This window comes from Leucobacter allii (genome assembly GCF_022919155.1).
Lineage (GTDB): Bacteria > Actinomycetota > Actinomycetes > Actinomycetales > Microbacteriaceae > Leucobacter > Leucobacter allii.
In genome coordinates this window covers 2,728,465-2,754,829 of record NZ_CP095045.1, presented here as the reverse complement: position 1 = coordinate 2,754,829, position 26,365 = coordinate 2,728,465, and the positions used below count along the sequence as shown (strand labels likewise).

Sequence of the window (26,365 nt, the reverse complement as noted above, 5' to 3'; positions counted from 1 at the left end):
TCGAGATCCCTGAGGAGGCACCGCCCGTGTACGACGGCATCGTCCAAGACCTGATCGACGAGTTCGGCAGGCTCCCCGGCATCGGCCCGAAGTCGGCGCAGCGCATCGCGTTCCACATCCTCCAGACGCAGAACTTCGACGTCTCCCGCCTCGCCGAGCTGCTCGTCGACGTGCGCGAGAAGGTGCGCTTCTGCGAGATCTGCGGCAACATCACGGAACAGGAGCTGTGCTCCATCTGCCGCGACCCGCGCCGCGATCCGACCCTCATCTGCGTCGTCGAGGAGCCGAAGGATGTCGTCGCGATCGAGCGGACGCGGCAGTACCGGGGCCGCTACCACGTGCTCGGCGGCGCGATCAGCCCGATCGACGGCATCGGGCCAGACGACCTCAGCATCCCGGCCCTCATGCGCCGCATCGGCGAAGGCGAGGTGCAGGAGGTCATCATCGCGACCGACCCGAACCTCGAGGGCGAGGCCACCGCCGCCTATCTCTCGCGCCTGCTCACGAGCATCGAGGTCCCCGTCTCCCGCCTGGCCTCGGGCCTGCCCGTCGGCGGCGATCTCGAGTTCGCCGACGAGGTGACGCTCGGCCGGGCGTTCGAGGGGCGTCGCAAGGTCGAGTGATCGGGCGTCGGCCGATCCCGATCCGGGCCGTGAGGATACGCGTACGGCGTCATCGCTGCCACCCCCTGGGCCCGCGGCGGCGTCCGCGCGATCCTGAAGGGGCGACCGTCGGCGACGCGCACCGGCACCGGGGCGAGGCCGGTACGATGCCGCGCCCGTCGGGCACCCGGTCCGCGACGGTCCGCGAACGGAGGGAGACGACCATGGGCACCTGCGATACCTGCGGCAACAGCTACGACAAGACCTTCACGGTGACCCGCGGCGAGGAGCGCGGCACCTTCGACAGCTTCGAATGCGCGGCGCAGGTCATGGCGCCGCAGTGCGCGCACTGCAGCTGCCGGATCCTCGGTCACGGCGCGGAGGCCGACGGCGCCATCTACTGCTGTGCGCACTGCGCGAGGCGGAGCGGCGAGCGGGAGCTGGTGGATCGGGCGTGACCGGGCACGGCCGCTCGCGCGGCACGGCCCCGGCGCCCGTCGCCGCGGCACGAGTCGCGCACGGCGGATGACCCCGGTTCCCCGTCCGGGCCGCAGCGAGCCGCCGGGCGGGATTCCGGTAGACTGGCCTTTCGCGTAGAAATCGAGGAGGCTCCCCTGTGGCATTGATCGTGCAGAAATTCGGGGGATCGTCCGTCGCGGACGCCGAGAGCGTCAAGCGCGTCGCGAAGCGCATCGTGGAGACCCGCCGAGCCGGCAACGAAGTGGTCGTCGCCGTGAGCGCGATGGGGGACACCACGGACGAACTGCTGGATCTCGCCGCCGAGTGCACCCCGATCCCCGCCCCGCGCGAACTCGACATGCTCCTCACCGCCGGCGAGCGGATCTCGATGGCGCTGCTCGCGATGACGATCAAGGGGATGGGGATCGAAGCCCTCTCCTTCACCGGCAGCCAGGCCGGCATGATCACGACCGCCGAGCACGGCTCCGCCAAGATCGTCGACGTCACCCCGGGCCGCGTCCGCGAGGCGCTCGACGGGGGAGCGATCGCCATCGTCGCCGGTTTCCAGGGCTTCAGCCGCGACTCCCGCGACATCACCACGCTCGGCCGCGGCGGCTCCGACACGACCGCCGTGGCGCTCGCCGCCGCTCTCGGCGCCGACGTGTGCGAGATCTACACCGACGTCGACGGGGTCTTCACCACGGACCCCCGAGTCGTGCCGCTCGCGCGCAAGATCGACGCCATCACCGCCGAGGAGATGCTCGAGCTCGCCGCATCCGGCGCGAAGGTGCTGCACCTGCGCGCCGTCGAGTACGCGCGGCGGCACGGCGTCGTGCTGCACGTCCGCTCGTCGTTCTCCGACGAACCGGGAACCATCGTCTACGACCCCGCCAAGGGGCATCCGAAGGGAGATCAGGTGGAAGAGCCGATCATCACGGGCATCGCCGCGGAGAAGAGCGAAGCGAAGATCACCGTCGGCGGGGTGCCGGACGTCCCGGGCAAGGCCGCGCAGATCTTCGAGATCGTCGCCAAGACGAACGCGAACATCGACATGATCGTGCAGAACGTCTCGGCCGCGCAGACCAACCGCACCGACATCTCCTTCACCGTGCCGCTCGGCGACGGCCGCAAGGTCATCGAGGCGCTGGAGGCCGAGCGCGCCCAGCTGGAGTTCGAGAGCCTGCAGTACGACGACCAGATCGCCAAGGTCGCGGTCGTCGGCGCCGGCATGCGCACGAGCACCGGCGTGTCCGCGCAGCTCTTCCGCACGCTCTTCGAGGCCGGCATCAACATCGAGATGATCTCCACCTCGGAGATCCGCATCTCCGTCGTCACCCGCGCCGACCTCATGGACAAGGCCGTGCGCGTGCTGCACACCGCCTTCGGCCTCGACGCCGACTCCGAGGCGACCGTCTACGCCGGCACCGGCCGCTGACCCCGACCCGCACACGAACAGGAACCCGAATACCCATGGCTGAACAGCAGGGCTACTCCGTCGCCGTCGTCGGCGCCACCGGCCAGGTCGGCGCCGTGATGCGCCGCCTCCTCGACGAGCGCGACTTCCCCATCTCCGAGCTCCGATTCTTCTCCAGCGCGCGCTCGGCGGGCAGCGTGCTCGAGTTCCGCGGTCGCGAGATCACGGTCGAGGACGTCGACACCGCCGACAAGAGCGGCATCGATATCGCGCTCTTCTCCGCGGGCGGTGCGGCCTCGAAGCGCTACGCCCCCGCGTTCGCCGAGGCCGGCGCCATCGTCATCGACAACTCGAGCGCCTGGCGCCTCGACCCCGAGGTGCCGCTCGTCGTCAGTGAGGTCAACCCCCACGCGATCGACGGCGTCGTGACCGCGGGCCGCGGCATCATCGCGAACCCGAACTGCACCACGATGGCCGCGATGCCCGTCATGAAGGCGCTCGACGCCGAGGCGGGGCTCGAGCGCCTCGTCGTCACGACCTTCCAGGCGGTGTCGGGATCCGGCCTCGCCGGCGCCCGCGAGCTCGCCGGGCAGGCCGTCGCCGCCGTCGAGGCCGGCGGCATCGAGCGGCTCGTGCACGACGGTTCGGCCGTCGCGTTCCCCGCCCCCGAGATCTACACGAAGACCATCGCGTTCGACGTGCTGCCGCTCGCCGGCTCCATCGTGGAGGACGGCGAGGGCGAGACCGACGAGGAGAAGAAGCTCCGCAACGAGAGCCGCAAGATCCTCGAGCTGCCCGAGCTGCTGGTAGCGGGCACCTGCGTGCGCGTGCCCGTCTTCACCGGTCACTCGCTGTCGGTCAACGCGGAGTTCGCCCGGCCGATCTCGGCCGACCGCGCTCGCGAGGTGCTCGCGGCCGCGCCCGGCGTGGAGCTCAGCGACGTGCCGACGCCCCTCGAGGCCGCCGGTCGCGACCCGTCCTTCGTGGGCCGCATCCGCGAGGATCAGTCGGCGCCCGCGGGCAAGGGGCTCGCCCTCTTCATCTCGAACGACAACCTGCGCAAGGGCGCGGCGCTCAACGCCGTGCAGATCGCCGAGATCGTCGCGGAGAAGCTCGCCGCCTGAGGCGCGAGCCACGGGCCGATGGGGGCCGGGATCCGCGGATCCCGGCCCCCATCGGCGTCGGTGCGCGGTTTCTTCGTCAGCGCGCGGCTTCGAGCGTGAGCAGCGAGGCCTCGGGCCGGCACGCGAAGCGGACGGGCGCGTAGATCGAGTTGCCGAGGCCCGCGCTGACGTTGAGGAACGCGGCGCGTTCGGCGTCGTACCAGACGCTCAGGCCGCGCGCCTGCGCCGTCGGCAGGTCGCAGTTGGCGGTGAGGGCGCCCACGCCGGGAACGCGGACCTGGCCACCGTGCGTGTGGCCCGCGAGGATGAGCTCGGCCCCCTCGTCGAGGAGCTCGCCGAGCGCGGCCTGGTAGGGGGCGTGGACGACGCCGAGCTGGAGCGGGGCGGCCGCCGATGCCGCCGCGTCCTCCTCCGAGGGCAGGGCGGCGCGCGCGGCCCGCATCGCCGCGGGGTCGTCGTAGCGGATGTGCGGGTCGCCCAGTCCGAAGAGCTCGAGCGGGGTGTCCCGCAGCGTCAGCCGCGTCGCGGCGTTGTTGAGCGAGACCGCGCCGAGGTCGGCGAGGCCGCGGCTCAGCGCCTCCGTGTCGAGATCCGGGGTTCGCGTGTTCTTGCGGCTCGGCTCGAGGAGGTACTTCACCGGATTCTTGAGGATGGGCCCGTAGTAGTCGTTCGAGCCGTGCACGTAGACGGTCGGGGTGCGCTCGAGGAGCGGGCGCAGCGCGTGCAGCAGCGCGAAGCGCGCCTCGCGGTGCCCCATGAGGTCGCCCGTGAGCACGACGAGATCGGGGCGCAGCTCGGCGAGCGAGCGCACCCAGTCGATCTTGTTCGCCTGCCACGGGGCGAGGTGCAGGTCCGAGAGCTGCAGTACGCGAAGCGGCTCGGCCCCCGCCGCGAGGAGGGGGAGCGTGTGGCGGCGGAGCGTGAAGAGGCGGCGTTCGATGACGGTGGACCAGACGGCGACGCCCGCTGCGGCCGCCCCGAGGGCGACCGCAGCGGTGCGGGAGGCGCGCATCACGGGCGGCCTAGTCGTCGCACTTCAGCGTCAGGGTGACCTGCGAGCTCGTGCGCGCCTCCGTGCCGCTCGCGGGGCTCACGGCCGTGACCTTGTCCTTCTTCGGGTTGTCCTTGCCGCCGGCCTCGCAGACGAAGTCGACGTTCGAGAACCCGGCGCTGTTCAGCGTCGACTTCGCGTCGTTGCCGCTCGAGCCGACGAGCCCGTCGGGGATCGTGGCCGCCTGGCCGTTGCTGCGGTAGACGGTCACGCCCGTGCCGAGCTGGGCGTCGGTGCCGGCCGCGGGGTCGGTACTCGCCACCATGCCCTGGGCGACGGAGGAGTCGATCTCCCCGCCGTCGGACACCGTGAAGCCGAGCTGCTCGAGCTGCTTCGAGGCGTCCTCGAAGGAGAGGCCCTTCAGGTCGGGCACCTTCACCGTCGTGACCCGCAGCGAGGACTCGGAGGGCTCCGGGAAGGCCGTGCCGCCGTACTTGTTATCGGCGACGTTCATGATGGCTGGCCAGATGCTCTGATCCGCGGTCATGAGACCGCCGAAGCCCATCGTGGAGACGCGTCCCCAGCTGCCGTCGGCACGCTGCACGGGTCCGGCGTTGCCGACCCAGGTCGCGGTCGACACGGTGGTGCTCGAGCCGACGGTCCAGTTGTCCACGACGTCGTCCGTCGTGCCCGTCTTCGCGAGATGCGGCACGCCGCTCCATGATTGCGCGTGCCGTGCGAGTCCGTTGTTGACCGTGTAATTCAGCGCGTATGCGACGCCGGCGGCCACCTCGGGGGCGATGCCCTGGGTGCATTCGCTCTTGGTAAAGGGCACCGGGTCGTCATCGGAGTCGACGATCGCGTCGATCGGCACGGGCGTGCAGACCGTGCCGTCGCCCGCGAAGGCGCCGTAGGCCGCGGCCATGGTGATCGGGGCGATCTCGTCGATGCCGCCGTAGACGTTCGAGGGCACCATGGAGAGATCGCGCGACTCCTGGTGCAGCGTCGGCACCTTGATCTGCCCGACCAGGTCCTGGCTCACGTACCCGAGGTCCGCCTCTTCCTGGGTCCACACCGGCTGGTCGGAGGCGCGGTGGATGCCGAGGTTCTGCGCGGTCTCGAAGGTGCCGCAGAGGTCCATCTTCTGCTGCATGGAGACGAGGCCGCCGTTCACCGACTGCGCGATCGCGGTGAGTACCGGTTGGTTGCCCTTGGTACCGTCGTTGTCGTTCGAGAAGGTGAAGCTGCCGTAGCCGTACACCCCGTCGACGAGGCAGGACGCCGAGAAGGAGTTCTCCTGCACCGAGCGGCCGTTGACGTTCACGATGTCGCGCACGGAGTGCCCCGTGCGGATCCACTCGGCGAGGGTGATCGGCTTGAAGGTCGAGCCGACCTGGAAGCCGCTCGAGCCGCCGTACTCCTCGTCGGTGTTGTAGTTCACCGTCGTGTATTCGGGATTCGAGGCGAGGAAGTCCTCGGCGTTGTTGAACGGCTTGTTCTGCACCATGGCGAGCACGCGGCCGGTGCCCACCTGCGTGCTCACGCTCGCCGATCCGACGTCGATGCCCTCCATCAGGGCGGGAACGTTCTCGTGCGTAGCCTGGAGACCCGCGGCCTGCATGTCGAGGTCGATCGTCGTGTAGATCTTGTAGCCGCCCCGGCTGAAGTTGAACTCGCGCTCGGTGGCGGTCTCGCCGAAGTTCGGGTCCTGCTTGATGTAGCGCAGCACGTAGTCGCAGAAGTGGCCGAGGCCGAAGTTCGCCTCGGCGACGTTGCAGCCCGCGACGCGCGGGGTGATGTTCGTCGCGATCTCAGTGGCGACCGCCTCGTCGTACTGCGCCTGCGTGATCTTGCCGTGGCTCAGCATGCTCGCGAGGATCTTGTCGCGGCGCTCCTTGTTCGCCGGGATGTTCTCCTCGACGTCGAGCTGGTAGAGCGAGGGGTTGTTCACGATGGCCACGAGGCTCGCGGCCTCAGCGAGCGTCACGTCCTGCGCCGACTTGCCGTAGTAGTACTGCGCCGCCGATTCGATGCCGTAGATCTGCCGGCCGTACAGCGCGATGTTCAGGTACCCCAGGAGGATGTCGTCCTTGGAGAACTGCTTCTCGATGCTGATCGCAAGCTTCATCTCCTTGAGCTTGCGGTCCATGTCCTGGCGCATCGCGTCCTTGTAGGCCGCGTCCCGCTTCTCCTTGTCGGGGATCGCGTAGGCCTCCTGGATGAGCACGTTGCGCACGTACTGCATCGTGATCGTCGAGGCGCCGGAGAGGTTCTGACCCGCGGCGTTCTGCAGCAGCGCGCGGCTCGTCGCGAGCACGTCGACCCCGCCATGGGTGTAGAAGCGGGGGTCCTCCTCGGCCACCGCCGCGTCCTTCACGAACTGGGAGATGCTGTCCCACGCGACGGTCTCGCGGTCCTGGTCGTAGAACGTCGCGAGCTCGTAGCTCACGCCGTCCGAGCCGGTCGCGTAGAGGGTCGACGGCTCCGCGAGCTGGCCGGGATCGAGATGATCCGGCAGCTTGTTGAAGATGTCGACGGCGGTGTTCGCCGCGGTGCCGCTGAAGGCGACGACGGGCGTGACGGCCGCGGTGACGAGGACGCCGGCGATGGCGCTCATGGCGATGGCTCCGAGGATGCCGCCGAGGGCTCCGCCCGCGCTGCGCGGTTTCACCGAACGCACGCGCGAGGACTTGAATGTCTGACGGGTCATAGACTCTAGGGTAAGCGACGTAGCTGGCAAACAGCGAAGCGACCCCCGTTCCCGCGGAGGTGACGCGACGTCGCCCGACCCGATCGTCACCGAACACCGAAGGGGGATCCGCACGTGAGCGAATCGACCGAAGCGCCGCGCTGGGAGTACTTCGTCACGCCGCTGCTGCTGCACAACGAGGCCCAGATCCTGAACAACTGGGGCGCCCAGGGATGGGAACTCGTGCAGATCATCGAGGGGCCCGCCGGCGGCAACGTCGCCTACATGAAGAGGAAGGCCTGACATGGCGTCTGCGATCGAAGAACGGCTCGCCGATCTCGGCCTCGAGATCCCCGAGGTCGCCGCGGCCGTGGCCGCCTACGTGCCCGCGCTGCGCGACGGCGACTACGTCTACACGGCGGGCCAGCTGCCCTTCGTGGACGGCGCCCTCCCCGAGACGGGGAAGGTGGGTGCGGCGGAGGGCCTCGTCTCGCCCGAGCGCGCCGAGGAGCTCGCGCAGCTGTGCGCGCTCAACGCGCTCGCGGCCGTGCGCGGCGTCATCGGCTCCCTCGACCGCATCGTGCAGGTCGTGAAGGTCACCGCCTTCGTGGCCTCCGACCCGTCCTTCACGGGGCAGCCCGCGGTCGCGAACGGCGCCTCGGTGTTCCTGGGCAAGGTCTTCGGGGATCTCGGGATCCACGTGCGCTCCGCCGTGGGCGTGGCGGTGCTGCCGCTCGACGCGCCCGTCGAGATCGAGTTCGTCTTCAAGGTCGCCGACTGACGCTCGCCCCGCGCGAACGACGGCGGGCCGGGATCCTCATCGGGATCCCGGCCCGCCGTCGTTCTTCGGGTGCCGTTGTTTTTCTCGGGTGCCGTCGTCCGTGCGCCGTGCCGGCGGCTACGCGCCCCGCTCGGCGCGGACGCGGTCGGAGATCGTCTGCATGACCATCGTGTCGGCGAGGGTCGTCGTGTCGCCGATCTCCTTGCCCTCGGCCGCGTCCTTGAGCAGGCGGCGCATGATCTTGCCCGAGCGCGTCTTCGGCAGCTCGGCGACAATGAAGATCTGCCGGGGGCGCGCGATCGCGCCGATCTGCGCCGCGACGTGCTTCTTGAGCGCCGCCTCGGCCGCATCCGGGTCCTCGGCGTCGAGGAGCGTCTGCTGGGACTTCAGGATCACGAAGGCGACGACCGCCTGACCGGTGGTCTCGTCATCGGCGCCGACGACGGCCGATTCGGCGACGGCGTGGTGCTCGACGAGCGCGGACTCGATCTCCGCCGTCGAGAGCCGGTGCCCCGACACGTTCATCACGTCATCGACGCGGCCGAGGAGCCACACGTCCCCGTCCTCGTCGAGGCGCGCCCCGTCGCCCGCGAAGTAGCGGTCGCCGAACTTCGCCCAGTAGGTGTCGATGAAGCGCTGATCGTCACCCCAGATGGTGCGCACCATCGACGGCCACGGCCGTTGCACCACGAGCAGGCCGCCCTGCCCGTTGCCGACGGGCTCGCCCTCCTCGCTGACGACCGTCGCCGAGATGCCGGGCTGCGGCACCTGCGCGCTGCCGGGCTTCAGCGTGGTGAGACCGGGCAGCGGGGAGATCATGATCGCGCCGGTCTCCGTCTGCCACCACGTGTCGACGATAGGTGCGGTGCCGGCGCCGATGACCTCCCGGTACCAGCGCCACGCCTCCGGGTTGATGGGCTCGCCCACCGAGCCGAGCACGCGGATCGAGGAGAGGTCGTACTGCTCGGGCACCTGCCGGCCCACCTTCATGCAGGCGCGGATCGCGGTCGGCGCGGTGTAGAAGATCGACACGCCGTACTTCTGGATGATGGACCACCAGCGACCCCAGTCGGGCGTCTCCGGCGTGCCCTCGTACATCACCTGGGTGGCGCCGTTGGCGAGCGGGCCGTAGACGACGTAGCTGTGCCCCGTGATCCAGCCGATGTCCGCCGTGCACCAGTAGACGTCGGTCTCGGGCTTGAGATCGAAGACGTCTCGGTGCGTCGCGGCGGCCTGGGTGAGGTAGCCGCCCGAGGTGTGCAGAATGCCCTTCGGCTTGCCCGTGGTGCCCGAGGTGTACAGGATGAAGAGCGGGTTCTCCGCGGGGAAGCCCTGCGGCGAGTGGTCCCCGTCGAACGCCGTGATCTCCTCGTGCCACCAGAGGTCCCGGCCCTCGGTCCAGGCGATCTCGTTGCCGCCCCGCTCGACGACGAGGACGCGGCGAACGCTCGAGCCGCCCCCGCCGAGCGCGAGCGCATCGTCCACGGTCGGCTTCAGCGCCGAGACGCGGCCCTTGCGGTAGCCGCCGTCGGCGGTGATGACGAGCTCGGCCTGGGCGTCGTCGATGCGGGCGCGCAGGCTCTCTGCGCTGAAGCCGCCGAAGACGACCGAGTGGGCCGCGCCCAGGCGGGCGACCGCGAGCATCGCGACGACGGTCTCCGGGATCATCGGCATGTAGATCGCGACGCGGTCGCCGGCCGAGACGCCGAGGCTCGTGAGCATGTTCGCGGCCCGCTTCACCTCGTGCGTGAGCTCGGCGTAGGTGATCGTGCGGGTGTCGCCCGGCTCGCCCTCGAAGTGGATCGCGACGCGCTCGCCGAGGCCCGCGGCCACGTGACGGTCCAGGCAGTTGGCGGCCACGTTGAGCTCGCCGTCCTGGAACCACTTCGCGAAGGGCGGGTTCGACCAGTCGAGGATCTCGGTGAAGGGCTTGGACCACGCGAGCTGGCGCGCCCGTTCGGCCCAGTACGCCTCGGGATCCTCCGCGGCCCGCCAGTAGACGCCGGGGTCGTTGACGTTCGCCTGCGCGCGGAACGCGTCCGCGGGCGGGAAGGTCTCGACCCCCTCGGGCTGCTGCAGGGGGTGGCTTTCGATTGTGCCGTGCTGATCAGACATGGACGCCGTTATCCCATCTCGAGAGGTCGTGCTGCGGCGCTCCGCGTCGCCGGACGGTCCGAGGGACCGCGCCGCCGGCGGGGCGTTCCTTCAGGGTATCGCGTCGGCCCGGCGCCGCCCCCCTCCGACGAGGGGGACGCGCCGGATCGTGAGGGGGTCATGCCGCCCACAGCACCGGTGTTGCGCCGTGCATCGGCGTGTCCTCCACATGCGCGCCGCCGACGCGGGCGCGGGCGCGGGGCGGATGATCGACTGGCCGGCATGACCCTTCTCCCGCAGCAGGCGTCCCGCAGCGCGCGACTCGGCTCCGCGGCGCGGCGCGCGCTCGGCGCGCTCGGCGGCATGCTCGACGAGCCGGAGCTGCGCGATCTCGTCGTGCAGGTGCGCGACGGCGCGGGCGCCGCCTGGGCCGATCGCGGCGGCGGGCTCCGCCCCGTGCCGGAGTGGCGCGCGAGCGCCGATGAGGTGCACCGGACCGCGGTCGCGCTCATCGCCGCGGGCGGGCGGCACCTCGACGAGCTCTCGCCCTGCGCCGATGTCAGGCTGGGGGAGGGGATCCGCGTGCACGCCGTGCTGCCGCCGATCGCGGCGGAGGGCGCGGCGATCTCGATCCGCGTACCGCGCCCCAGGCCTCCCGGATTCGCCGAGCTCGTACGCGGCGGGCTCTGCGGCCCCCGGGTCGCGGCCGCGCTGCACGGCGCGATCCTGCACCGCCGCAATCTGCTGCTCACGGGAGGCACCGGGAGCGGGAAGACGACGCTCCTCGCCGCGCTCCTGGATCTCGTGCCCGCGCACGAGCGGATTCTCACCATCGAGGACGTCGCCGAGCTGCGGCTCCGCCACCCGCACGTCGTCGGCCTGGAGGCGCGCCAGGCGAACTCCGAGGGGGTCGGCGAGATCACGCTCGACCGGCTGCTGCGGGAGGCGCTGCGCATGCGGCCCGACCGGATCGTGCTCGGCGAGTGCCGCGGTGCGGAGCTGTCGACGCTCCTCTCGGCGCTCAACACGGGCCATGACGGGAGCGCGGGGACCCTGCACGCGAGCCGGCTCCCGGACGTGCCGGCGCGCCTCGAGGCGCTCGGAGCGCTGGCCGGTCTCGGCCCGCCGGCGCTCGCGCGCCAGGCGGTCTCCGCGGTGCACGCGATCGTGCACCTCGAGCGCGGGGCGCGCGGGCATCGGGTGACCGCGCTCGGTCGGCTCGTGCTGCGCGACGGCGGCGCTCTGGCGGTCGTCGAGGTGGCGCCGTGACGCGGCGTGCGCGCCGGGGGCGCCGCTCAGGGGCATCTGCTGCGTCGCCGGTGTCGCCTGTGCCGTCTTCCACGTCGCCTTCCGGATCGCCGGCGTCCCTCGCGCGCCGTGCTGCGGCGCTGCTGCGCGGCGGCGTGCCGAGCCGGCGGGTGTTCGGGCTGCTCGCCCAGGAGGAGGGCGAGGAGCCCGGAGCCGCCGTTGGAGCTGCCGCTGTCCCCGATGGGGCGGTTCGTGAGGCGGGCGACATCGCGCGGCGGATCGAGGCGGGCGAGTCGTCCTCGGAGGCGCTCGCCGCAGGGGACGGACCGGGGTGGCGGGTGCTCGCCGCCGCCTGGGCGCTCGCCGAGACGAGCGGCGCACCGCTCGCGCCCGCGCTCGATCGCATCGCCGCTGCGCTGCGCGGACTCGAGGAATTGCAGGAGCGGCGAGAAGTGCTGCTGGCCGGCCCGCGGGCGACCGTCCGGCTGGTGACGGCGCTGCCGCCGCTCGCGCTCGTGCTCGGCGGGTTGCTTGGCTTCGACCCGGTGCCGGTGCTGCTCGGACCGCTCGGGATCGCGCTGCTCGCCGTCGGGGGACTTTTGCTCGCCGCAGGCTGGGCCTGGGCTCGGGCGCTGCAGCGCCGCGTGTCCGAAGCCGATCGTGTCGCGGGCCTCGAACTCGATCTCGCGGCGATCGCGCTCGGCGGCGGAGCGGCGCCCGAGGAGGCGATGCGCCGCGTCGTCGACGCGGCCGACCGCGTCGGGGCGGAGTGGGTCGTCCTCGATCGATTCCGCCGCGGGGAGACGCTTGCCGGAGCCGTCGAGACGGCCAGGGCGAGTGGCATCCCGCTCGCCCCGCTCCTCGCGGAGGAGGCGGAGGCATGCCGGGCGCGAGATCGCGCCGAGCTCGAGCGAGAGGCGGAACGCCTGGGGATCCGTGTGCTGATTCCGCTCGGGGTCTGCGTCCTGCCGTCCTTCGTCGTGATCGGCGTGCTCCCCGTGCTCATCGCGATGCTCGGCGGGCTGTGAGACGCGAGCGTGGAGCGGCTCCGCGCCACGAAGACGCGGAGACCGATGAGGCTCCGCGCGGACCATCCCGCCACGCCGTGCACACCGCTCGATTCCAGCGATTCGGGCCCGATCCGTCCACAGATTCCCGCCGTGCGGTCCACGGCAGCCCGTCCACCCGCACCATGGAGTCACCGGCGCCCGCCGGGCCGTGCGAGCTCCCGAAGGAGGACACTGTGATCCCCGACCTCGAACTCGTCTCCGACCGCCGCGCCGCGCTCGAGCGCACCCCGAACCGCGGTGCTTCGTCCGCGCGCATCGCAGATCCGGGTGCCTCGTCCGGGCGCACACCGGCCAGGGGCGCCTCGTCCGCGCGCTCCGCCGACCGTGACGCTCCGTCCGCTCGCGCCTCCGTCCCGGGAGCGGGCCGCGCGTCCGCCGTCGCGCCGAGGGACGCCGAGCCGCGCGCTGCGAGCCTGCCGGCGCCCGTCCGACCCGTCCACCCCGTCCGACCCGTCCGCCCAGCCCGATCCCTCCGCACTGCCGTCCCGACGCTGCTCGCGGTACCGTCCGGCGGACCCCCGGAGGGCGCGTCGGAGCGCACGGCGCCGCAGGCAGTTCCGCCGGTCCCCGCGCCGCAGGCAGTTCCGCCGGTCCCCGCGCCGCAGGCAGTTCCGCCGACCGCCGTGCCCCACGACTCGCCGCCGGTCGCCGCGCCGCAGCACCCTCGCGGCGACGGCGGTGCGCGCCTGCGCCTGCGCTTCCGCCCGAACCGCGGCCCGCTGTCGGGCGCCGAACCATCGAGGCCCCGTCTGCCCCGCGTGCTGCGGCGCCCCGCGCGACTCCTCGCAGAGGAGCGCGGAGCCGTCACGGCCGAGTACGCGATCGTCATCATGGCCGCCGTGGCCTTCGCCGGGCTGCTCGTCGCCATCATGCGCTCCGAGGAGATCCGCGCCATGCTCGTGCAGCTCGTCGAGGACGCCCTCGGAGCGGCCGGGTGATCGGGCCGCTCGCGCCGCCGTGCGCCGACTCGACTGCGACATCGGACGCGGCGCCGGACGTTGTGCGACCCGCGGCGCCGGACATCGCGCGACCTGCGGCGCCGGTCTTCGGGCCGCGACGTGCGCGGCTGCGCGGGATACTCGCGGAGGAGCGCGGCTCGGTGACGGCGGAGTTCGCGGTCGTGATGCCGGCGGTGCTCGTGGTGCTCGGCCTGGCGATCGGCGGAGTGCTGCTCGCGGCGCATCGCCTCGTGCTCGTCTCGCTCGTCGGAGAAGTGGCGCGACTCGAGGCGCGGGGCGATCTGGACCTCGCAGCCGCGCGGCTCGCCGAGACCGCGGCCGGTGCCGAGGTCGAGCGGGAGCGGGACGGACCGCTGCACTGCGTCAGCGTCAGCGAGCGACCGGGGGACGGGCTGCTCGCCGCGATCGGCGTGTCCGCTCTGGCGTGCGCCGCCGTGAGCGGTGAAGGAGCGGTGCCGTGAGCGCGCCGGCCGCATTCGCCTGCGCGATCGCGGCGCTGTGCCTCGCGGTTCCGGTGATCGGCGCCGGCGCGCAGCTCGAGTCGGATCGGCGCGCCGACGCCCTCGCCGATGCCGCCGCGCTCGCCGCGGCCGATGCGCTCGGCGGCTGGGCGGAGGGTGAGCCGTGCGCGCTCGCCGCGGCGGTGGCGACGTCGGCGGGCGCGGGCGTGACGCGGTGCGAGCTCGATGCGGCCCAGGCCCAGGCGCGCGTCGTCGTCGCGGTGGACGCGCCCCTCGGCACGGTATCGGGCAGCGCTCGCGCCGGACCGGAACGCCTCGAGCCGTCCGAGGCGCCCGGCGGTCCGGTCGGCGCGGACGGCTGGGCATGGCCCTCGGCGCAGCGCGGCGTGACCCAGGGGCACCACGACGGTCTCGCGATCGACCTCAGCGTCGGCGGTCCGGGCGGCGACGCGCTCTACGCACCGTACGACGGCGTCGTGGTCGCCGCGGGACCGGACGGCGGCGGGATCCCGGCGGTCTGCCGGGCCAATCCCTGGTGGTGGCACGGGCCGAATCACACGGTGCTGATCCGCCATGCCGTCGGGGATCGGGTGATCTACAGCTCGCACAACCACATCGCGCCGGGCTCGGCCGCGGCCCTCGGCATCGCAGCGGGGAGCGCGGTCCGCGCGGGGCAAGCCGTCGCGCGAGCGGGCATGAGCGGCTGCACCTCGGGGCCGCATACGCACTTCACGCTCGCATCCTCGCCCGTCAACGCCTTTCCCGACCTCGATCCCTTCGCGTATCTCGGTGCGCCCTGATCGCGGCAGGGGCGAGGCGGGCAGGGGCTACGATGAGAGCGATCGGACGACCCCGCATGTGGATTCTCACGAGGGAATGTGTATCGTGTCGGATCAGGACCGTCCGCTGCGCGCGGCAGAATCCGCCCGCTGAGCGCTCGAAGCAATGAAGGAGACCCGTGAAGGGCACGAAGAAACTCGTGATCGTCGAGTCGCCGACCAAGGCGAAGACGATCGGTGGCTACCTCGGAGCCGACTACGAGGTCATCGCCTCCGTCGGCCATGTGCGCGACCTCGCCGAGCCCTCCGAGCTGCCCGCCGAGCTCAAGAAGGGCCCGTTCGGCAAGTTCGCGGTCGATGTCGACAACGACTTCGCCCCCTACTACGTCGTCAACGACAATAAGAAGAAGACGGTCTCGGAACTCAAGCGGGCGCTGAAGGAGGCGGACGAGCTCTGGCTCGCCACCGATGAAGACCGCGAGGGCGAGGCGATCGCGTGGCACCTGCTCGAGGTGCTGAAGCCGAAGGTGCCGGTGCGGCGCATGGTGTTCCACGAGATCACCAAAGAGGCGATCGAGCAGGCCAAGCAGAACACCAGGGATCTCGACATCGCGCTCGTCGATGCCCAGGAGACCCGGCGCATCCTCGACCGGCTCTACGGGTACGACATCTCGCCGGTGCTGTGGCGCAAGGTCGCCCCGAAGCTCTCCGCGGGCCGCGTGCAGTCCGCCGCCACCCGCCTCGTCGTCGACCGGGAGCGAGAGCGCCAGGCCTTCACCCCCGCGGAGTACTGGGACCTCGTCGCGACCTTCGTTCCGGCGCCGGACGCCCCGGACGCCACCGCCTTCGCCGCGAAGCTCGTCAGACTCGATGAGCAGCGGATCGCGACCGGCGGCGACTTCGGAGACGACGGCGCGCTCACGCCGCGGGCCGCGAAGGCCGGCGTCATCGGACTGGGGCGCGAGCGCGCCGAGCGTCTCGCCGCCCTCCTCGCGGACGGCGCCGGCGCCGAGGTCGTCTCCGTCGAGACGAAGCCGCACACCCGTCGCCCCGCCGCGCCGTTCACCACGTCGACGCTGCAGCAGGAGGCTTCGCGGAAGCTCCGCTACAGCTCCCGCCAGACGATGTCCTTTGCGCAGTCGCTCTACGAGAACGGCTACATCACCTATATGCGAACGGACTCGCCCACGCTGTCGCGCCAGGCGGTGCAGGCCGCCCGGTCGCAGGCGGCCGAGCTCTACGGCGCCCAGACGCTTCCCGACAAGCCCCGGGTCTACACGGGCAAGGCCAAGGGTGCGCAGGAGGCCCACGAGGCGATCCGTCCGGCGGGCGACACCTTCCAGCGTCCGAGCGCGCTGCGCGGGAAGCTCTCGCAGGGCGAGTTCGCCCTCTACGAGCTGATCTGGAAGCGGACGGTCGCGAGCCAGATGGCCGACGCCAAGGGTTCGACCGACACCGTCACGCTCGCTGCCCGGGTCTCCGAGGCGGATCGGGCGGCTCCGACCGCCGCGGAGTTCACGGCCAGCGGCACCGTCATCACCTTCCCCGGGTTCCTCCTCGCGTATGAGGAGGGCAAGGACGAGAAGCGCGGCGGTGACGGGGATCAGAACGTGTCCCTGCCGCAGCTCGGCTCGGGGCAGCGACTCGGCATCGACGGCCCCGAGGCGAAGGGGCATGAGACCAGCCCGCCGCCGCGGTACACGGAGGCCAGCCTCACCAAACGCCTCGAGGAGCTCGGCATCGGGCGCCCCTCCACCTACGCCGCCATTATCAGCACGATCATGGATCGCGGCTACGTGGCCAAGAAGGGACAGGCCCTCGTGCCGAGCTGGATCGCCTTCTCGGTGGTGCGGCTGCTCGAGGAGCATTTCAGCGCGCTCGTTGACTACGATTTCACGGCCGAGATGGAGAACGATCTCGACCGGATCGCCGCCGGCGACGCGGAGCGGGGGAAGTGGCTCGGCGAGTTCTACTTCGGCACCGATGCGCACCCCGGGCTGCGCGGGGTGGTCGACAACCTCGGCGAGATCGACGCGCGCGCCATCAACACGATCAGGATCGATGACTCGATCTCGCTGCGCAACGGCAAGTACGGCCCCTACCTCGAGGTGTACGACGAGAAGTCCGAGGTGGATGAGGACGGCACGCTCAAGCCCCGCAGCGTCAACATCCCCGACGGGATGGCCCCGGACGAGCTCACCCCGGCGCGCGCGCACGAGCTCGCCGACGCCGAGCCCGCCGAGGACCGCGTGGTGGGCCTCCATCCGGGGACCGGCAAGCGGATCGTCGCGAAGAACGGGCGCTTCGGCCCGTACGTGACGGAGCTGCCCGACGAGGGCGAGGAACTCCCCAAGGGGCAGAAGCCCCGCACGGCCTCGCTGTTCAAGAGCATGGACCCCGCGACCATCGAACTCGATCAGGCCGTCGCCCTCCTCGACCTGCCGCGCGTCGTCGGCGTCGACCCGGAGGCGAACGTGGAGATCACGGCGCAGAACGGACGGTACGGGCCGTACCTCAAGAAGGGCGCGGAGACCCGCTCGCTGCCGGGAGAGGACGCGATCTTCTCGATCGACCTCGCCGGGGCGCAGGAGCTGTTCGCCCAGCCGAAGTACGGCGCCCGCAAGGCCGCATCGGCGCTGAAGGAGTTCGACACCGATCCGGTGAGCGGCAAGCCGGTGCGGGTGCGGGACGGCCGTTTCGGCCCCTACGTCACCGACGGCGAGACGAACGCGACGATCCCGCGCGGCGACGACGTGGAGGGCATCACCTTCGAGCGCGCCGTCGAGCTCCTCGCGATCAAGCGGGCGAAGGGACCGGCGAAGAAGAAGGCGCCCGCGCGCAAGGCTCCCGCGAAGAAGAGCGCGGCGAAGCAGACGCCCGCGAAGAAGTCCTCAGCGAAGTCGAGCGCCGCGAAGCGTTCGTCTGCCGCTGCGGGTGGGAAGCCGGCCGTGGATCCGGCGCGCTCCGCCGCGGCGAAGAAGGCGGCGGCGACGCGAGCCGCGAACGCCGCGGCGAAGCGGGCGGCGGAGGCGCAGCCCCCGGCATGAGCGGCGTCTTCATCACCTTCGAGGGCGGGGACGGCGCGGGCAAGAGCACGCAGGCCGAGCTCCTCGAGGCGTGGCTCGAGGCCCGGGGCCGAGCGGTCCTCCGCACCCGCGAGCCCGGGGGCACCCCGCTCGGCTCGCGTCTGCGCGAGCTGCTGCTCCACGGCGGCGAGGAGATCGGCGAGGTGGCCCCGCGCGCCGAGGCGCTGCTCTACGCTGCCGACCGCGCGCAGCACGTCGCCCGGCTCGTGCGCCCCGCGCTCGATCGCGGCGATGTGGTCGTGCAGGATCGCTACATCGATTCCTCTCTCGCCTACCAGGGCGCCGGGCGCGTCCTCGAGCTGGCCGAGGTACGGCGCATCAGCGAGTGGGCCGCCGGAGGGCTCTGGCCGCAACTGACCGTGCTGCTCGACCTCGACCCCGCCGCCGGAGTCGAGCGCCGCCGCGCGCGCGGCGGCGCGGCGGACCGGCTCGAAGCCGAGCGCGGAGCGTTCCACGAGGCCGTGCGGCGCGGCTTCCTCGCGCTCGCCGATGCCGACCCGACGCGATATCTCGTCCTCGACGCCACGCGACCGGTGCAGGATCTGCACCGGGACGTGACGGCGCGCGTCTCGGAGCTCCTCGAGGCCTGAGGGGGAGCCTCGGCGCGGATTGCGGTCCGGTGCCGGGGCGCGGTCGCGACGCCGATCCGGCCGGGGCCCGGCGCCGACCGGCGCCGAGACGGGGCTCCGGCCCCGACCGTGTTTCGTCGGTCGGGGATGCGGCTTCGGTGAGCCCGAATGCGTGGATTCGGCCTCACCGAAGCCGCGCCGCTCGCCGACGCGCAGGCGGTCGGCCCAGCGCCAGGACTCCATCCCTGCCCGGCCCCGATCCGGCCGACCCGGCCGGAGCTCCGCCCCGACCTGCGCCACCGGATCCGGCCGAGACCCGGCCCCGACCTGCCTCACCCCGATCCGGCCCGGCCCGCCCCGACCTGCGTCACCGGACCCGGCCCGAGCCCCGCCGCGCCCTGAACCCGGACGGCGTCGAATATTTGTACATCAGATGTATGTGAGGGTAGGCTTTCGAGCGATCATCTGATGAACGCCCGCCCGGGTGTTCCGTCGAAAGGATACTCGTGCGCGTCTCACGCCTTCTCGGACTCGCGGCCCTCGCGGCCGTCGCCCTCCCGCTCGCGGCCTGCTCGGCCTCGGCCTCGGGGGAGGAGGCGGCCCCCGGCGGCACGCCGATCGAGGGGGCGACGGGATTCCCGATCACCATCGAGCACGCCTACGGCTCCACGACCATCGAGGAGGCGCCGGAGCGCGTCGCCACGGTCGCCTGGGCGAACCACGAGGTCCCGCTCGCGCTCGGCGTCGTACCGGTCGGCATGAGCAAGGCGACCTGGGGGGATGACGACGGCGACGGCGTGCTGCCCTGGGTGGAGGAGAAGCTCGAGGATCTCGACGCCGAGACCCCGGTGCTCTTCGACGAGACCGACGGCATCGACTTCGCCGCGGTCAACGAGACGCACCCCGATGTGATCCTGGCGGCCTACTCCGGGCTCACGCAGGAGGAGTACGACACGCTCTCGAAGATCGCTCCGGTCGTCGCGTACCCCGATGTCGCCTGGGGAACCTCTTACGAGGACATGATCCGGATGGACGCGACGGCCCTCGGACTCGAGCGGCAGGGCGAGGATCTCATCGATGAGCTCCACGGGGAGGTCGACTCCGCGCTCCAGGCTCATCCCGAGCTCGAGGACCGGAAGTTCATGTTCGCGTTCATCGACCCCTCCGACTTCAGCCAGATCGGCTTCTACACGAGTCTCGACACGCGCCCCGGCTTCCTCGAGGGCATCGGCCTCCCCACGCCGCAGATCGTCGCCGAGGAGTCCGAGGGCAGCGACCAGTTCTACGTCCAGGTCTCCGCCGAGGAGGCCGACCGCTTCGCCGATGTCGACGTGTTCGTGACCTACGGAGACCCCGACGGCGACACGATCGAGCAGCTCCAGGCCGATCCGCTCCTCTCGCAGATCCCGGCGATCGCCGAGGGCCGCATCGCGATCCTCGAGGACGATTCCCCGCTCGCCGCCTCCGCCAACCCCACCCCGCTGTCGATCGCCTGGGGCGTCGACGACTACTTCGCACTGCTCGCCGGAGCGGTGACCCCCGCCTCTTGAGGACCGCACCCGCAGCGGCCGCGCGCGCCGCGATCCCCGGATCGGATTCGACGGCCGAACCGAGACCCGAGGCGGGGACCGGACCCGGGCCGAGGGCGCGCCGCGAGGCCGGAGCCGGGCCCGAGGGGGCATCCGCGCCGCCGCCCGGAGTCGCACCCGCGCCCGGACGAGCAGCCGCTCGCCTGCGGCGTTCGACGGCCGCGCGCATCGCGTGGCTCGGAGCCGGCGTCGTGGTGCTCCTGCTGCTCGGCCTCGTCTCCGTGGCGTTCGGCACTCGTGCGGTGTCGCTCGAGGACATCGTCGCCGCGCTCGGGGGCGACGCGCAGGGCACGGCGCAGGCCGCGGTCGCCAAGCGCATCCCGCGCACCGTGCTCGCCATGATCATCGGGGCGGCGCTCGCCCTCTCCGGCACGGCCATGCAGGCGGTCACGCGCAATCCGCTCGCGGAGCCGGGCATCATGGGCGTCTCGGGCGGCGCCTCGCTCGCGGTGGTCATCGGGATCGCCGGGTTCGGCCTCGCGAATCCCTACTCCACGATGGGCGTCGCCGTGCTCGGCTCGGCCGCAGTCGCGGTCTTCGTCTACACCGTCGGATCGCTCGGGCGGGGCGGGGCGACCCCGCTGAAGCTCACCCTCGCGGGCGCCGCGACGGGCGCCGCGTGCGTCTCCCTCGTGAGCGCGGTGCTGCTGCCCCGTGTCGACATCGTCCGGGATTTCCAGTTCTGGCAGATCGGCGGCGTCGGCGGGGCGAGCTGGGACCGGATCGCGACCGTCGCCCCGGTCCTGCTGCTCGGCGCGCTCGTGTGCCTCATCGTCGCCCGCGGCATGAACTCGCTGGCGCTCGGCGACGAACTCGCCACGGGGCTCGGCGAGCGCGTCGTGCGGACGCGGCTGCTCGCGGGCCTCGGCGCGGTGGTCCTCTGCGGCGCCGCGACGGCCGCGGCGGGGCCCATCGGCTTCGTGGGGCTCGTCGTGCCGCACGCCTGCCGCCTGCTCGTCGGCCCCGACCATCGCTGGCTCCTGCCCGCCTCGGCCATCGCGGGCGCGGCCCTCCTCACCGCGGCGGACGTCCTCGGGAGGATCGTCGCGCGGCCGGAGGAGATCGACGTCGGGATCATCACGGCCGTGCTCGGCGCGCCCGTGTTCATCTGGATCGTGCGCCGGCAGAGGGTGCGCGCGCTGTGACCGCCACGACGACGCGCGTCGCCGCGCTCGCTGCGGGGCGACGGGACCGCGCGCGCGGCCGCCGGCGCGCCACGATCGTGCTCGCGGCGCTCATCGTCGCGGCCTTCGCCGCGTCGCTCGTCCTCGGCGACCCGATCGTCGCGCCGGGCGACGTGCTCGGCGTGCTGCTCGGCCGCGACGTCCCCGGCGCGGCGTTCACCGTCGGCGAGCTGCGTCTGCCGCGCGCGACGCTCGGGCTGCTCGCGGGCTTCGCGTTCGGCATCGCGGGCGTCACCTTCCAGACGATGCTCCGCAACCCCCTCGCCTCTCCCGACATCATCGGGATCAGTTCCGGCGCGAGCGCCGCCGCCGTCGTCGGCATCGTCGTGCTCGGTCTCGACGCGGGCGGTATCTCCCTGCTCGCCCTCGGTGCGGCCCTCGTCACCGCGGCGACGATCACCCTGCTCGCCTACCGCGGCGGCTTCGCCGGCGCCCGGCTCATCCTCATCGGGGTGGGCGTGGCGGCGATGCTCGACGCCGTCGTCTCCTACGTCCTCTCCCGCGCCGCGGCCTGGGACGTGCAGACCGCGATGCAGTGGCTCACGGGGAGCCTGAACTCGGCGAGCTGGAGCTCGATCCTGCCGCTCGCCTGCGCGTTCGCCGTGCTCGTGCCGGTGCTGCTCGGCAACGGCCGGGCGCTCGGCGTGCTGCGCCTCGGCGACGACTCCGCCGTCGCCCTCGGGCTCCGCGTGCGCGGGACGCGGATCCTGCTCATCCTCGCGGCCGTCGCGCTGCTCGCCTTCGCGACGGCCGCGAGCGGTCCGATCGCGTTCATCGCGTTCATGTCCGGGCCGATCGCCGCTCGGATCGTGGGGTCGGGCGCGGCGCCGCTCCTGCCGGCGGGCCTCGTGGGCGCCCTGCTCGTGCTCGTGGCCGACTTCGTCGGCCAGAACGCCTTCGAGCACCGCTATCCCGTGGGCGTCGTCACCGGCGTCCTCGGCGCTCCGTACCTCATCCTCCTGCTCGTCAGGCTCAACCGCTCCGGAGGCTCCCTGTGACCGTCACCCATGCGCTCGCCGCAGAGCGCCTCACCCTCGCCTACGGCGATCGGCCGATCGTCGACGGGCTCGATCTGCGGATCGCGCCCGGGCGCGTGACCTCGATCGTCGGCGCGAACGGCTGCGGCAAGTCGACGCTGCTGCGCGCCCTGTCCCGCCTCCTCCGCCCGCAGGGCGGCCGCGCCGTCCTCGACGGGCAGACCCTCCACGGCATCCCGTCGAAGCAGCTGGCGCGCACGCTCGGGCTCCTCCCGCAGAGCCCGACGGCACCGGAGGGCATCGCCGTCGCCGACCTCGTCGGGCGCGGCAGGCATCCGCATCAGCGCGCCCTCGCCCGCTGGAGTCCGCGCGACTACGCGGTGGTCGCCGAGGCGCTCGAGTCGACGGGGATCGCGGAGCTCGCCGATCGCACGGTCGACGAGCTGTCGGGGGGGCAGCGGCAGCGCGTCTGGATCGCGATGGCGCTCGCGCAGGAGACCGACATCCTGCTGCTGGACGAGCCGACGACCTACCTCGATGTCGCCCACCAGGTGGAGGTGCTCGACCTCCTGACGGACGTGAACCGCGAGCGCGGCACGACCATCGTGATGGTGCTCCACGACCTCAACCTCGCCGCGCGCTACTCGGACGAGCTCGTCGCGATCCGCGACGGCGCCGTGCACTGCAGCGGGACGCCCGCCGAGGTCGTGACCGAGGAGACCGTACGAGAGGTCTTCGGACTCGAGAGCCGGGTGATCCCCGACCCGGTCTCGGGATCGCCCATCGTCATGCCGATCGGGAGGCACCATGTCGCGTGAAACGCAGAGCACCCCTCGGGAGCGGACCGCGCTCCCGCCGTTCCACCTCGTCCGCGCGGGCGTCTCCGCCGTCGAGCGCGTCTCCCCGAGCTTCGCCCGGATCACCTTCGCGGGGCCCGGGCTCGCGGACTTCGGCACGCCCGGGGCGACCTTCGACCAGCGCATCAAACTCGTGTTCCCGCCGGACTCGGGGGTGCTGCCCGAGCTCTCCGGAGCCGGGCACGACTGGTATCGGGCCTGGCTCGAGGTGCCGGAGGCCGAACGCGGTTCGATGCGCACCTACTCGATCCGGGAGCTGCGGGCGGCGGGCGGCGGTACCGAGGTCGTCGTGGACTTCGTGCTGCACCTGGAACCGGGCCTCACCGGCCCGGCCTCCCGCTGGGCCGATCGCGCGGCGGTCGGGGACGAGCTGATCCTCATCGGACCGCGCCGCGGCCGCAGCGACGGGGGCGGCGTCGAGTGGGATCCGGGATCGGCCGACGAGGTGCTCCTCGCGGGCGACGAGACGGCGGCCCCCGCGATCGCCCGGATCCTCGAGGACGCCGCGGAGACCCTGCGCGGCGCGGCCTACATCGAGGTCCCCGAGGCGGCCGATCGGCTGCCGATCTCCGCCCCGGCGGGGGTCGCGGTGCACTGGCTGGTGCGCGGTGCGGCCCCGCACGGCTCGGCCCTCCTCCCCGCGATCTCCGCGGCGCTCGGCGCGAGCACGGGGGACGGCGAGGCCGAACCGACGGCGTCGGCCGCCGCAGTGTCCGACGCGGCCGATCCGGCGCAGCTCCTCTGGGAGACCCCGCAGTACTCCGGCTCGGGCGAGGAGATCGCGGCGGCCTCCGCGCCGCACGCGGGCGGGTACTTCTGGATCGCCGGCGAGAGCGGCGTCGTGACGACGCTCCGGCGGCATCTCGTGAAGACCCTCGGCATCGACCGCTCGCGGGTCGCCTTCATGGGCTACTGGCGCCGCGGCGTGGCCATGCGGGGCTGATCGCCGGCTGCGCCGAGCGCGCGCTCCGGTGCGGCGGCGCTCGCCCCGGGACGCCCGCACCGCGACGCCAGCCCCGGGGCGCCCGCACCCCGAGCTGCGAGGCGCCGCGCGGGGTGCGGGAGGGTTCCCGGGGCCCGGTTCAGCCGATGACGGCGCCGAAGCGCTCCGGGAGCGTCGCGCGGGCGGCGGCGGCGAGCTCGGAGAGCGGCAGGGTGAAGCGATCCTGCACCTCGATCGTCGCGTCCGCGCCGACGCCATCGGTGACGCCGATCTTCAGCACGGGGTAGTCGCGCCCCGAGCACAGTCCGCGGAACTTGACGTCTTCCTCGTGCGGCACGGCCACGAGCACGCGCGCCTGCGTCTCCGAGAACAGCGCCGCGGTCGCGTCGACGCCGTCGCGGGAGACGATCTCGTCGATCCAGACCCTGGCGCCCACGCCGAAGCGCAGCGCGCCGTCGGTGAGCGCCTGCGCGAGCCCGCCCTCGGAGAGGTCGACGGCGCCCGAGAGCAGCCCGCCCTGGGCGGCCGCCTGCAGCAGCTCGGCGAGCCGGCGCTCGGCGCCGAGGTCGGCGGCGGGCGGGCGCCCGCCGAGGTGGGCGTGCACGGTCTCGGCCCAGGCGGAGCCGTCGAGCTCGTCGCGCGTAACGCCGAGGAGGTACAGGTGCTCGCCCTGATCCTGCCAGCCGGACGGGATGCGCCGGGCGACGTCGTCGATGATGCCGAGCACGCCGACGACGGGGGTCGGGTGGATCGGCGTATCGCCGGTCTGGTTGTACAGCGAGACGTTGCCGCCCGTCACGGGCACCTCGAGGGCGAGGCAGGCGTCCGAGAGCCCGTCGACGGTCTGCGAGAACTGCCACATCACCTCGGGGTTCTCGGGGCTGCCGAAGTTCAGGCAGTCCGTGACCGCGGTCGGCACGGCGCCGGAGGCGGCCACGTTGCGGTACGCCTCGGCGAGCGCGAGCTGCGAGCCGACGTAGGGGTCGAGCTGGCAGTAGCGGCCGTTCGCGTCGGTCGAGATCGCGACGCCGAGCCCGGACTCCTCGTCCACGCGGATCATGCCGGCGCCGTCGGGGAAGGAGAGCGCCGTGTTGCCGAGCACGTAGGTGTCGTACTGGTTCGTCACCCAGGAGACGTCGGCCTGGTTCGGCGAGGCGGCGACCGCGACCATCTGCGCGCGGAGCGCCTCGCCCGAGGCGTCGCGCGCGAGGCCGGCGGCGTTCACCGAGTCGGCCTGCAGCGCGTCGATCCAGGCGGGGTAGGCGACCGGACGCTCGTAGACGGGGCCGTCGACGGCGACCGTGGAGGGATCGACGTTGACGATCTCCTCGCCGCGCCAGTTGATGATCAGGCGGCCGGTGTCCGTGACCTCGCCGAGCACGCTCGTCTCGACGTCCCACTTCTCCGTCACGGCGAGGAAGGCATCGAGCTTGTCGGGGTGCACGACCGCCATCATGCGCTCCTGGCTCTCCGACATGAGGATCTCCTCGGCGGTGAGCGAGGGATCGCGCAGCAGCACGCTGTCGAGCTCGATGAACATGCCGCCGTCGCCGTTCGCCGCGAGCTCCGAGGTGGCGCAGGAGATGCCGGCAGCGCCGAGATCCTGGATGCCCTCGACGAGCTCGCCGCGGAAGAGCTCGAGGCAGCACTCGATGAGGACCTTCTCGGCGAAGGGATCGCCCACCTGCACCGCGGGGCGCTTCGTCGGCCCGCCCTCGCTGAAGCTGTCGGAGGCGAGGATCGAGGCGCCGCCGATCCCGTCGCCGCCCGTGCGCGCCCCGAAGAGCACGACCTTGTTCCCGGTCCCCGAGGCGTTCGCCAGGTGCAGGTCCTCGTGGCGGAGCACGCCGACGCCGAGCGCGTTGACGAGCGGATTCTGCTGGTAGACCCCGTCGAACACGGTCTCGCCGCCGAGGTTCGGCAGGCCCAGGCAGTTCGCGTAGGAGGAGATGCCGGAGACGACGCCGTGCACGACGCGCGCCGTGTCGGGGTCGTCGATCGCGCCGAAGCGGAGCTGGTCCATGACGGCGACGGGGCGGGCGCCCATCGAGATGATGTCGCGGATGATGCCGCCCACGCCGGTCGCGGCGCCCTGGAACGGCTCGATGTAGGAGGGGTGGTTGTGGCTCTCCACCTTGAAGGTGACGGCCCAGCCCTCGCCGATGTCGATGACGCCGGCGTTCTCGCCCATGCCGACGAGGAGGCGCTCCCGCATCTTGTCGTTGACCTTCTGCCCGAACTTGCGCAGGTAGATCTTCGAGGACTTATAGGAGCAGTGCTCCGACCACATGACGGAGTACATCGCGAGCTCGCCCGAGGTGGGGCGGCGGCCGAGGATCTCGCGGATCCGCTCGTACTCGTCGGGCTTCAGACCGAGGGCGGCGTAGGGCTGCTCCTTCTCGGGCGTGGCCATCGCATCGGCGACGGTATCCGGGCGGGGGCCGTGAGTGGGGGCGGCGGTGTCAGTCACGCTCGATGTGCTCCATGAG

The 26,365-nt window shown here is 72.4% G+C and carries 22 protein-coding genes; 18 read left to right on the top strand and 4 right to left on the bottom strand.

Going from position 1 to position 26,365, the window contains the following annotated elements:
- The first annotated feature begins 26 nt into the window (after positions 1–26).
- The 4 genes from recR (at position 27) to MUN78_RS12745 (ending at position 3,599) form a co-directional block, all read left to right on the top strand.
- Positions 27–623: a recombination mediator RecR gene (recR, locus tag MUN78_RS12760; RefSeq protein ID WP_244694056.1), complete on the top strand. Its 597-nt coding sequence runs from the start codon at positions 27–29 to the stop codon at positions 621–623.
- A gap of 203 nt (positions 624–826) precedes the next feature.
- Complete coding sequence (locus MUN78_RS12755; RefSeq protein ID WP_244726889.1) at positions 827–1,060, top strand: hypothetical protein; 234 nt, start codon at positions 827–829, stop codon at positions 1,058–1,060.
- A 158-nt stretch (positions 1,061–1,218) separates the two neighbouring features.
- Entirely contained in the window at positions 1,219–2,496 is a 1,278-nt protein-coding gene (locus MUN78_RS12750; protein WP_244690393.1) for an aspartate kinase, read from the top strand.
- Between the two features lie 35 nt (positions 2,497–2,531).
- Positions 2,532–3,599, top strand: a complete 1,068-nt coding sequence (locus MUN78_RS12745; protein WP_244726888.1) for an aspartate-semialdehyde dehydrogenase — start codon at positions 2,532–2,534, stop codon at positions 3,597–3,599.
- Positions 3,600–3,675: 76 nt separating this feature from the next.
- Here MUN78_RS12745 and MUN78_RS12740 read toward each other — a convergent pair whose 3' ends face one another.
- Complete coding sequence (locus tag MUN78_RS12740) at positions 3,676–4,611, bottom strand: metallophosphoesterase (RefSeq protein ID WP_244726886.1); 936 nt, start codon at positions 4,609–4,611, stop codon at positions 3,676–3,678.
- A gap of 10 nt (positions 4,612–4,621) precedes the next feature.
- Positions 4,622–7,300 (bottom strand): transglycosylase domain-containing protein, encoded by a 2,679-nt coding sequence (locus tag MUN78_RS12735; RefSeq protein ID WP_244726884.1) that lies wholly within the window; start codon positions 7,298–7,300, stop codon positions 4,622–4,624.
- A 114-nt stretch (positions 7,301–7,414) separates the two neighbouring features.
- Between MUN78_RS12735 and sp36 the strand changes: the two genes are divergently transcribed.
- On the top strand, positions 7,415–7,582 hold the full coding sequence (sp36, locus tag MUN78_RS12730) for a Sp36 family protein (protein WP_244690389.1): 168 nt from the start codon (positions 7,415–7,417) through the stop codon (positions 7,580–7,582).
- A 1-nt stretch (position 7,583) separates the two neighbouring features.
- Positions 7,584–8,060, top strand: a complete 477-nt coding sequence (locus tag MUN78_RS12725; RefSeq protein WP_244726882.1) for a RidA family protein — start codon at positions 7,584–7,586, stop codon at positions 8,058–8,060.
- Between the two features lie 117 nt (positions 8,061–8,177).
- Here MUN78_RS12725 and acs read toward each other — a convergent pair whose 3' ends face one another.
- Positions 8,178–10,175 carry an acetate--CoA ligase gene (gene acs / locus MUN78_RS12720; protein ID WP_244726880.1) on the bottom strand — a complete coding sequence of 666 codons (1,998 nt, stop codon included), beginning with the start codon at positions 10,173–10,175 and terminating at the stop codon, positions 8,178–8,180.
- A 261-nt stretch (positions 10,176–10,436) separates the two neighbouring features.
- Here acs and MUN78_RS12715 point away from each other — a divergent pair, with 261 nt between their 5' ends.
- The 12 genes from MUN78_RS12715 (at position 10,437) to MUN78_RS12660 (ending at position 23,876) form a co-directional block, all read left to right on the top strand.
- Complete coding sequence (locus MUN78_RS12715) at positions 10,437–11,423, top strand: TadA family conjugal transfer-associated ATPase (RefSeq protein ID WP_244726878.1); 987 nt, start codon at positions 10,437–10,439, stop codon at positions 11,421–11,423.
- A gap of 59 nt (positions 11,424–11,482) precedes the next feature.
- On the top strand, positions 11,483–12,430 hold the full coding sequence (locus tag MUN78_RS12710; protein WP_244726876.1) for a type II secretion system F family protein: 948 nt from the start codon (positions 11,483–11,485) through the stop codon (positions 12,428–12,430).
- Between the two features lie 665 nt (positions 12,431–13,095).
- Complete coding sequence (locus MUN78_RS12705; RefSeq protein WP_244726874.1) at positions 13,096–13,410, top strand: DUF4244 domain-containing protein; 315 nt, start codon at positions 13,096–13,098, stop codon at positions 13,408–13,410.
- 161 nt (positions 13,411–13,571) lie between these two features.
- Positions 13,572–13,892 (top strand): TadE family type IV pilus minor pilin, encoded by a 321-nt coding sequence (locus tag MUN78_RS12700; RefSeq protein WP_244726873.1) that lies wholly within the window; start codon positions 13,572–13,574, stop codon positions 13,890–13,892.
- The gene (locus MUN78_RS12695; protein ID WP_244726871.1) at positions 13,889–14,692 is read left to right on the top strand and encodes a M23 family metallopeptidase; all 804 of its coding nucleotides are present in this window, start codon (positions 13,889–13,891) and stop codon (positions 14,690–14,692) included. The genes MUN78_RS12700 and MUN78_RS12695 overlap by 4 nt, the downstream gene beginning before the upstream one ends.
- Positions 14,693–14,850: 158 nt before the next feature.
- Positions 14,851–17,718 carry a type I DNA topoisomerase gene (gene topA / locus MUN78_RS12690; RefSeq protein WP_244726869.1) on the top strand — a complete coding sequence of 956 codons (2,868 nt, stop codon included), beginning with the start codon at positions 14,851–14,853 and terminating at the stop codon, positions 17,716–17,718.
- Positions 17,715–18,347 carry a dTMP kinase gene (gene tmk, locus MUN78_RS12685; protein WP_244726867.1) on the top strand — a complete coding sequence of 211 codons (633 nt, stop codon included), beginning with the start codon at positions 17,715–17,717 and terminating at the stop codon, positions 18,345–18,347. Before topA ends, tmk begins: the two co-directional genes overlap by 4 nt.
- A gap of 485 nt (positions 18,348–18,832) precedes the next feature.
- Positions 18,833–19,876, top strand: a complete 1,044-nt coding sequence (locus tag MUN78_RS12680; RefSeq protein WP_244726865.1) for an iron-siderophore ABC transporter substrate-binding protein — start codon at positions 18,833–18,835, stop codon at positions 19,874–19,876.
- A 182-nt stretch (positions 19,877–20,058) separates the two neighbouring features.
- Positions 20,059–21,060, top strand: a complete 1,002-nt coding sequence (locus MUN78_RS12675) for a FecCD family ABC transporter permease (RefSeq protein ID WP_429952330.1) — start codon at positions 20,059–20,061, stop codon at positions 21,058–21,060.
- Entirely contained in the window at positions 21,057–22,097 is a 1,041-nt protein-coding gene (locus MUN78_RS12670; RefSeq protein ID WP_244726864.1) for a FecCD family ABC transporter permease, read from the top strand. The genes MUN78_RS12675 and MUN78_RS12670 overlap by 4 nt, the downstream gene beginning before the upstream one ends.
- Positions 22,094–22,894 (top strand): ABC transporter ATP-binding protein, encoded by an 801-nt coding sequence (locus tag MUN78_RS12665; RefSeq protein WP_244726862.1) that lies wholly within the window; start codon positions 22,094–22,096, stop codon positions 22,892–22,894. The genes MUN78_RS12670 and MUN78_RS12665 overlap by 4 nt, the downstream gene beginning before the upstream one ends.
- Positions 22,884–23,876, top strand: a complete 993-nt coding sequence (locus MUN78_RS12660) for a siderophore-interacting protein (protein ID WP_244726860.1) — start codon at positions 22,884–22,886, stop codon at positions 23,874–23,876. The genes MUN78_RS12665 and MUN78_RS12660 overlap by 11 nt, the downstream gene beginning before the upstream one ends.
- Positions 23,877–24,015: 139 nt before the next feature.
- Here the strand turns inward: MUN78_RS12660 and purL are convergent, their stop codons facing one another.
- Entirely contained in the window at positions 24,016–26,289 is a 2,274-nt protein-coding gene (gene purL, locus MUN78_RS12655; RefSeq protein ID WP_244730089.1) for a phosphoribosylformylglycinamidine synthase subunit PurL, read from the bottom strand.
- Between the last annotated feature and the right edge of the window lie 76 nt (positions 26,290–26,365).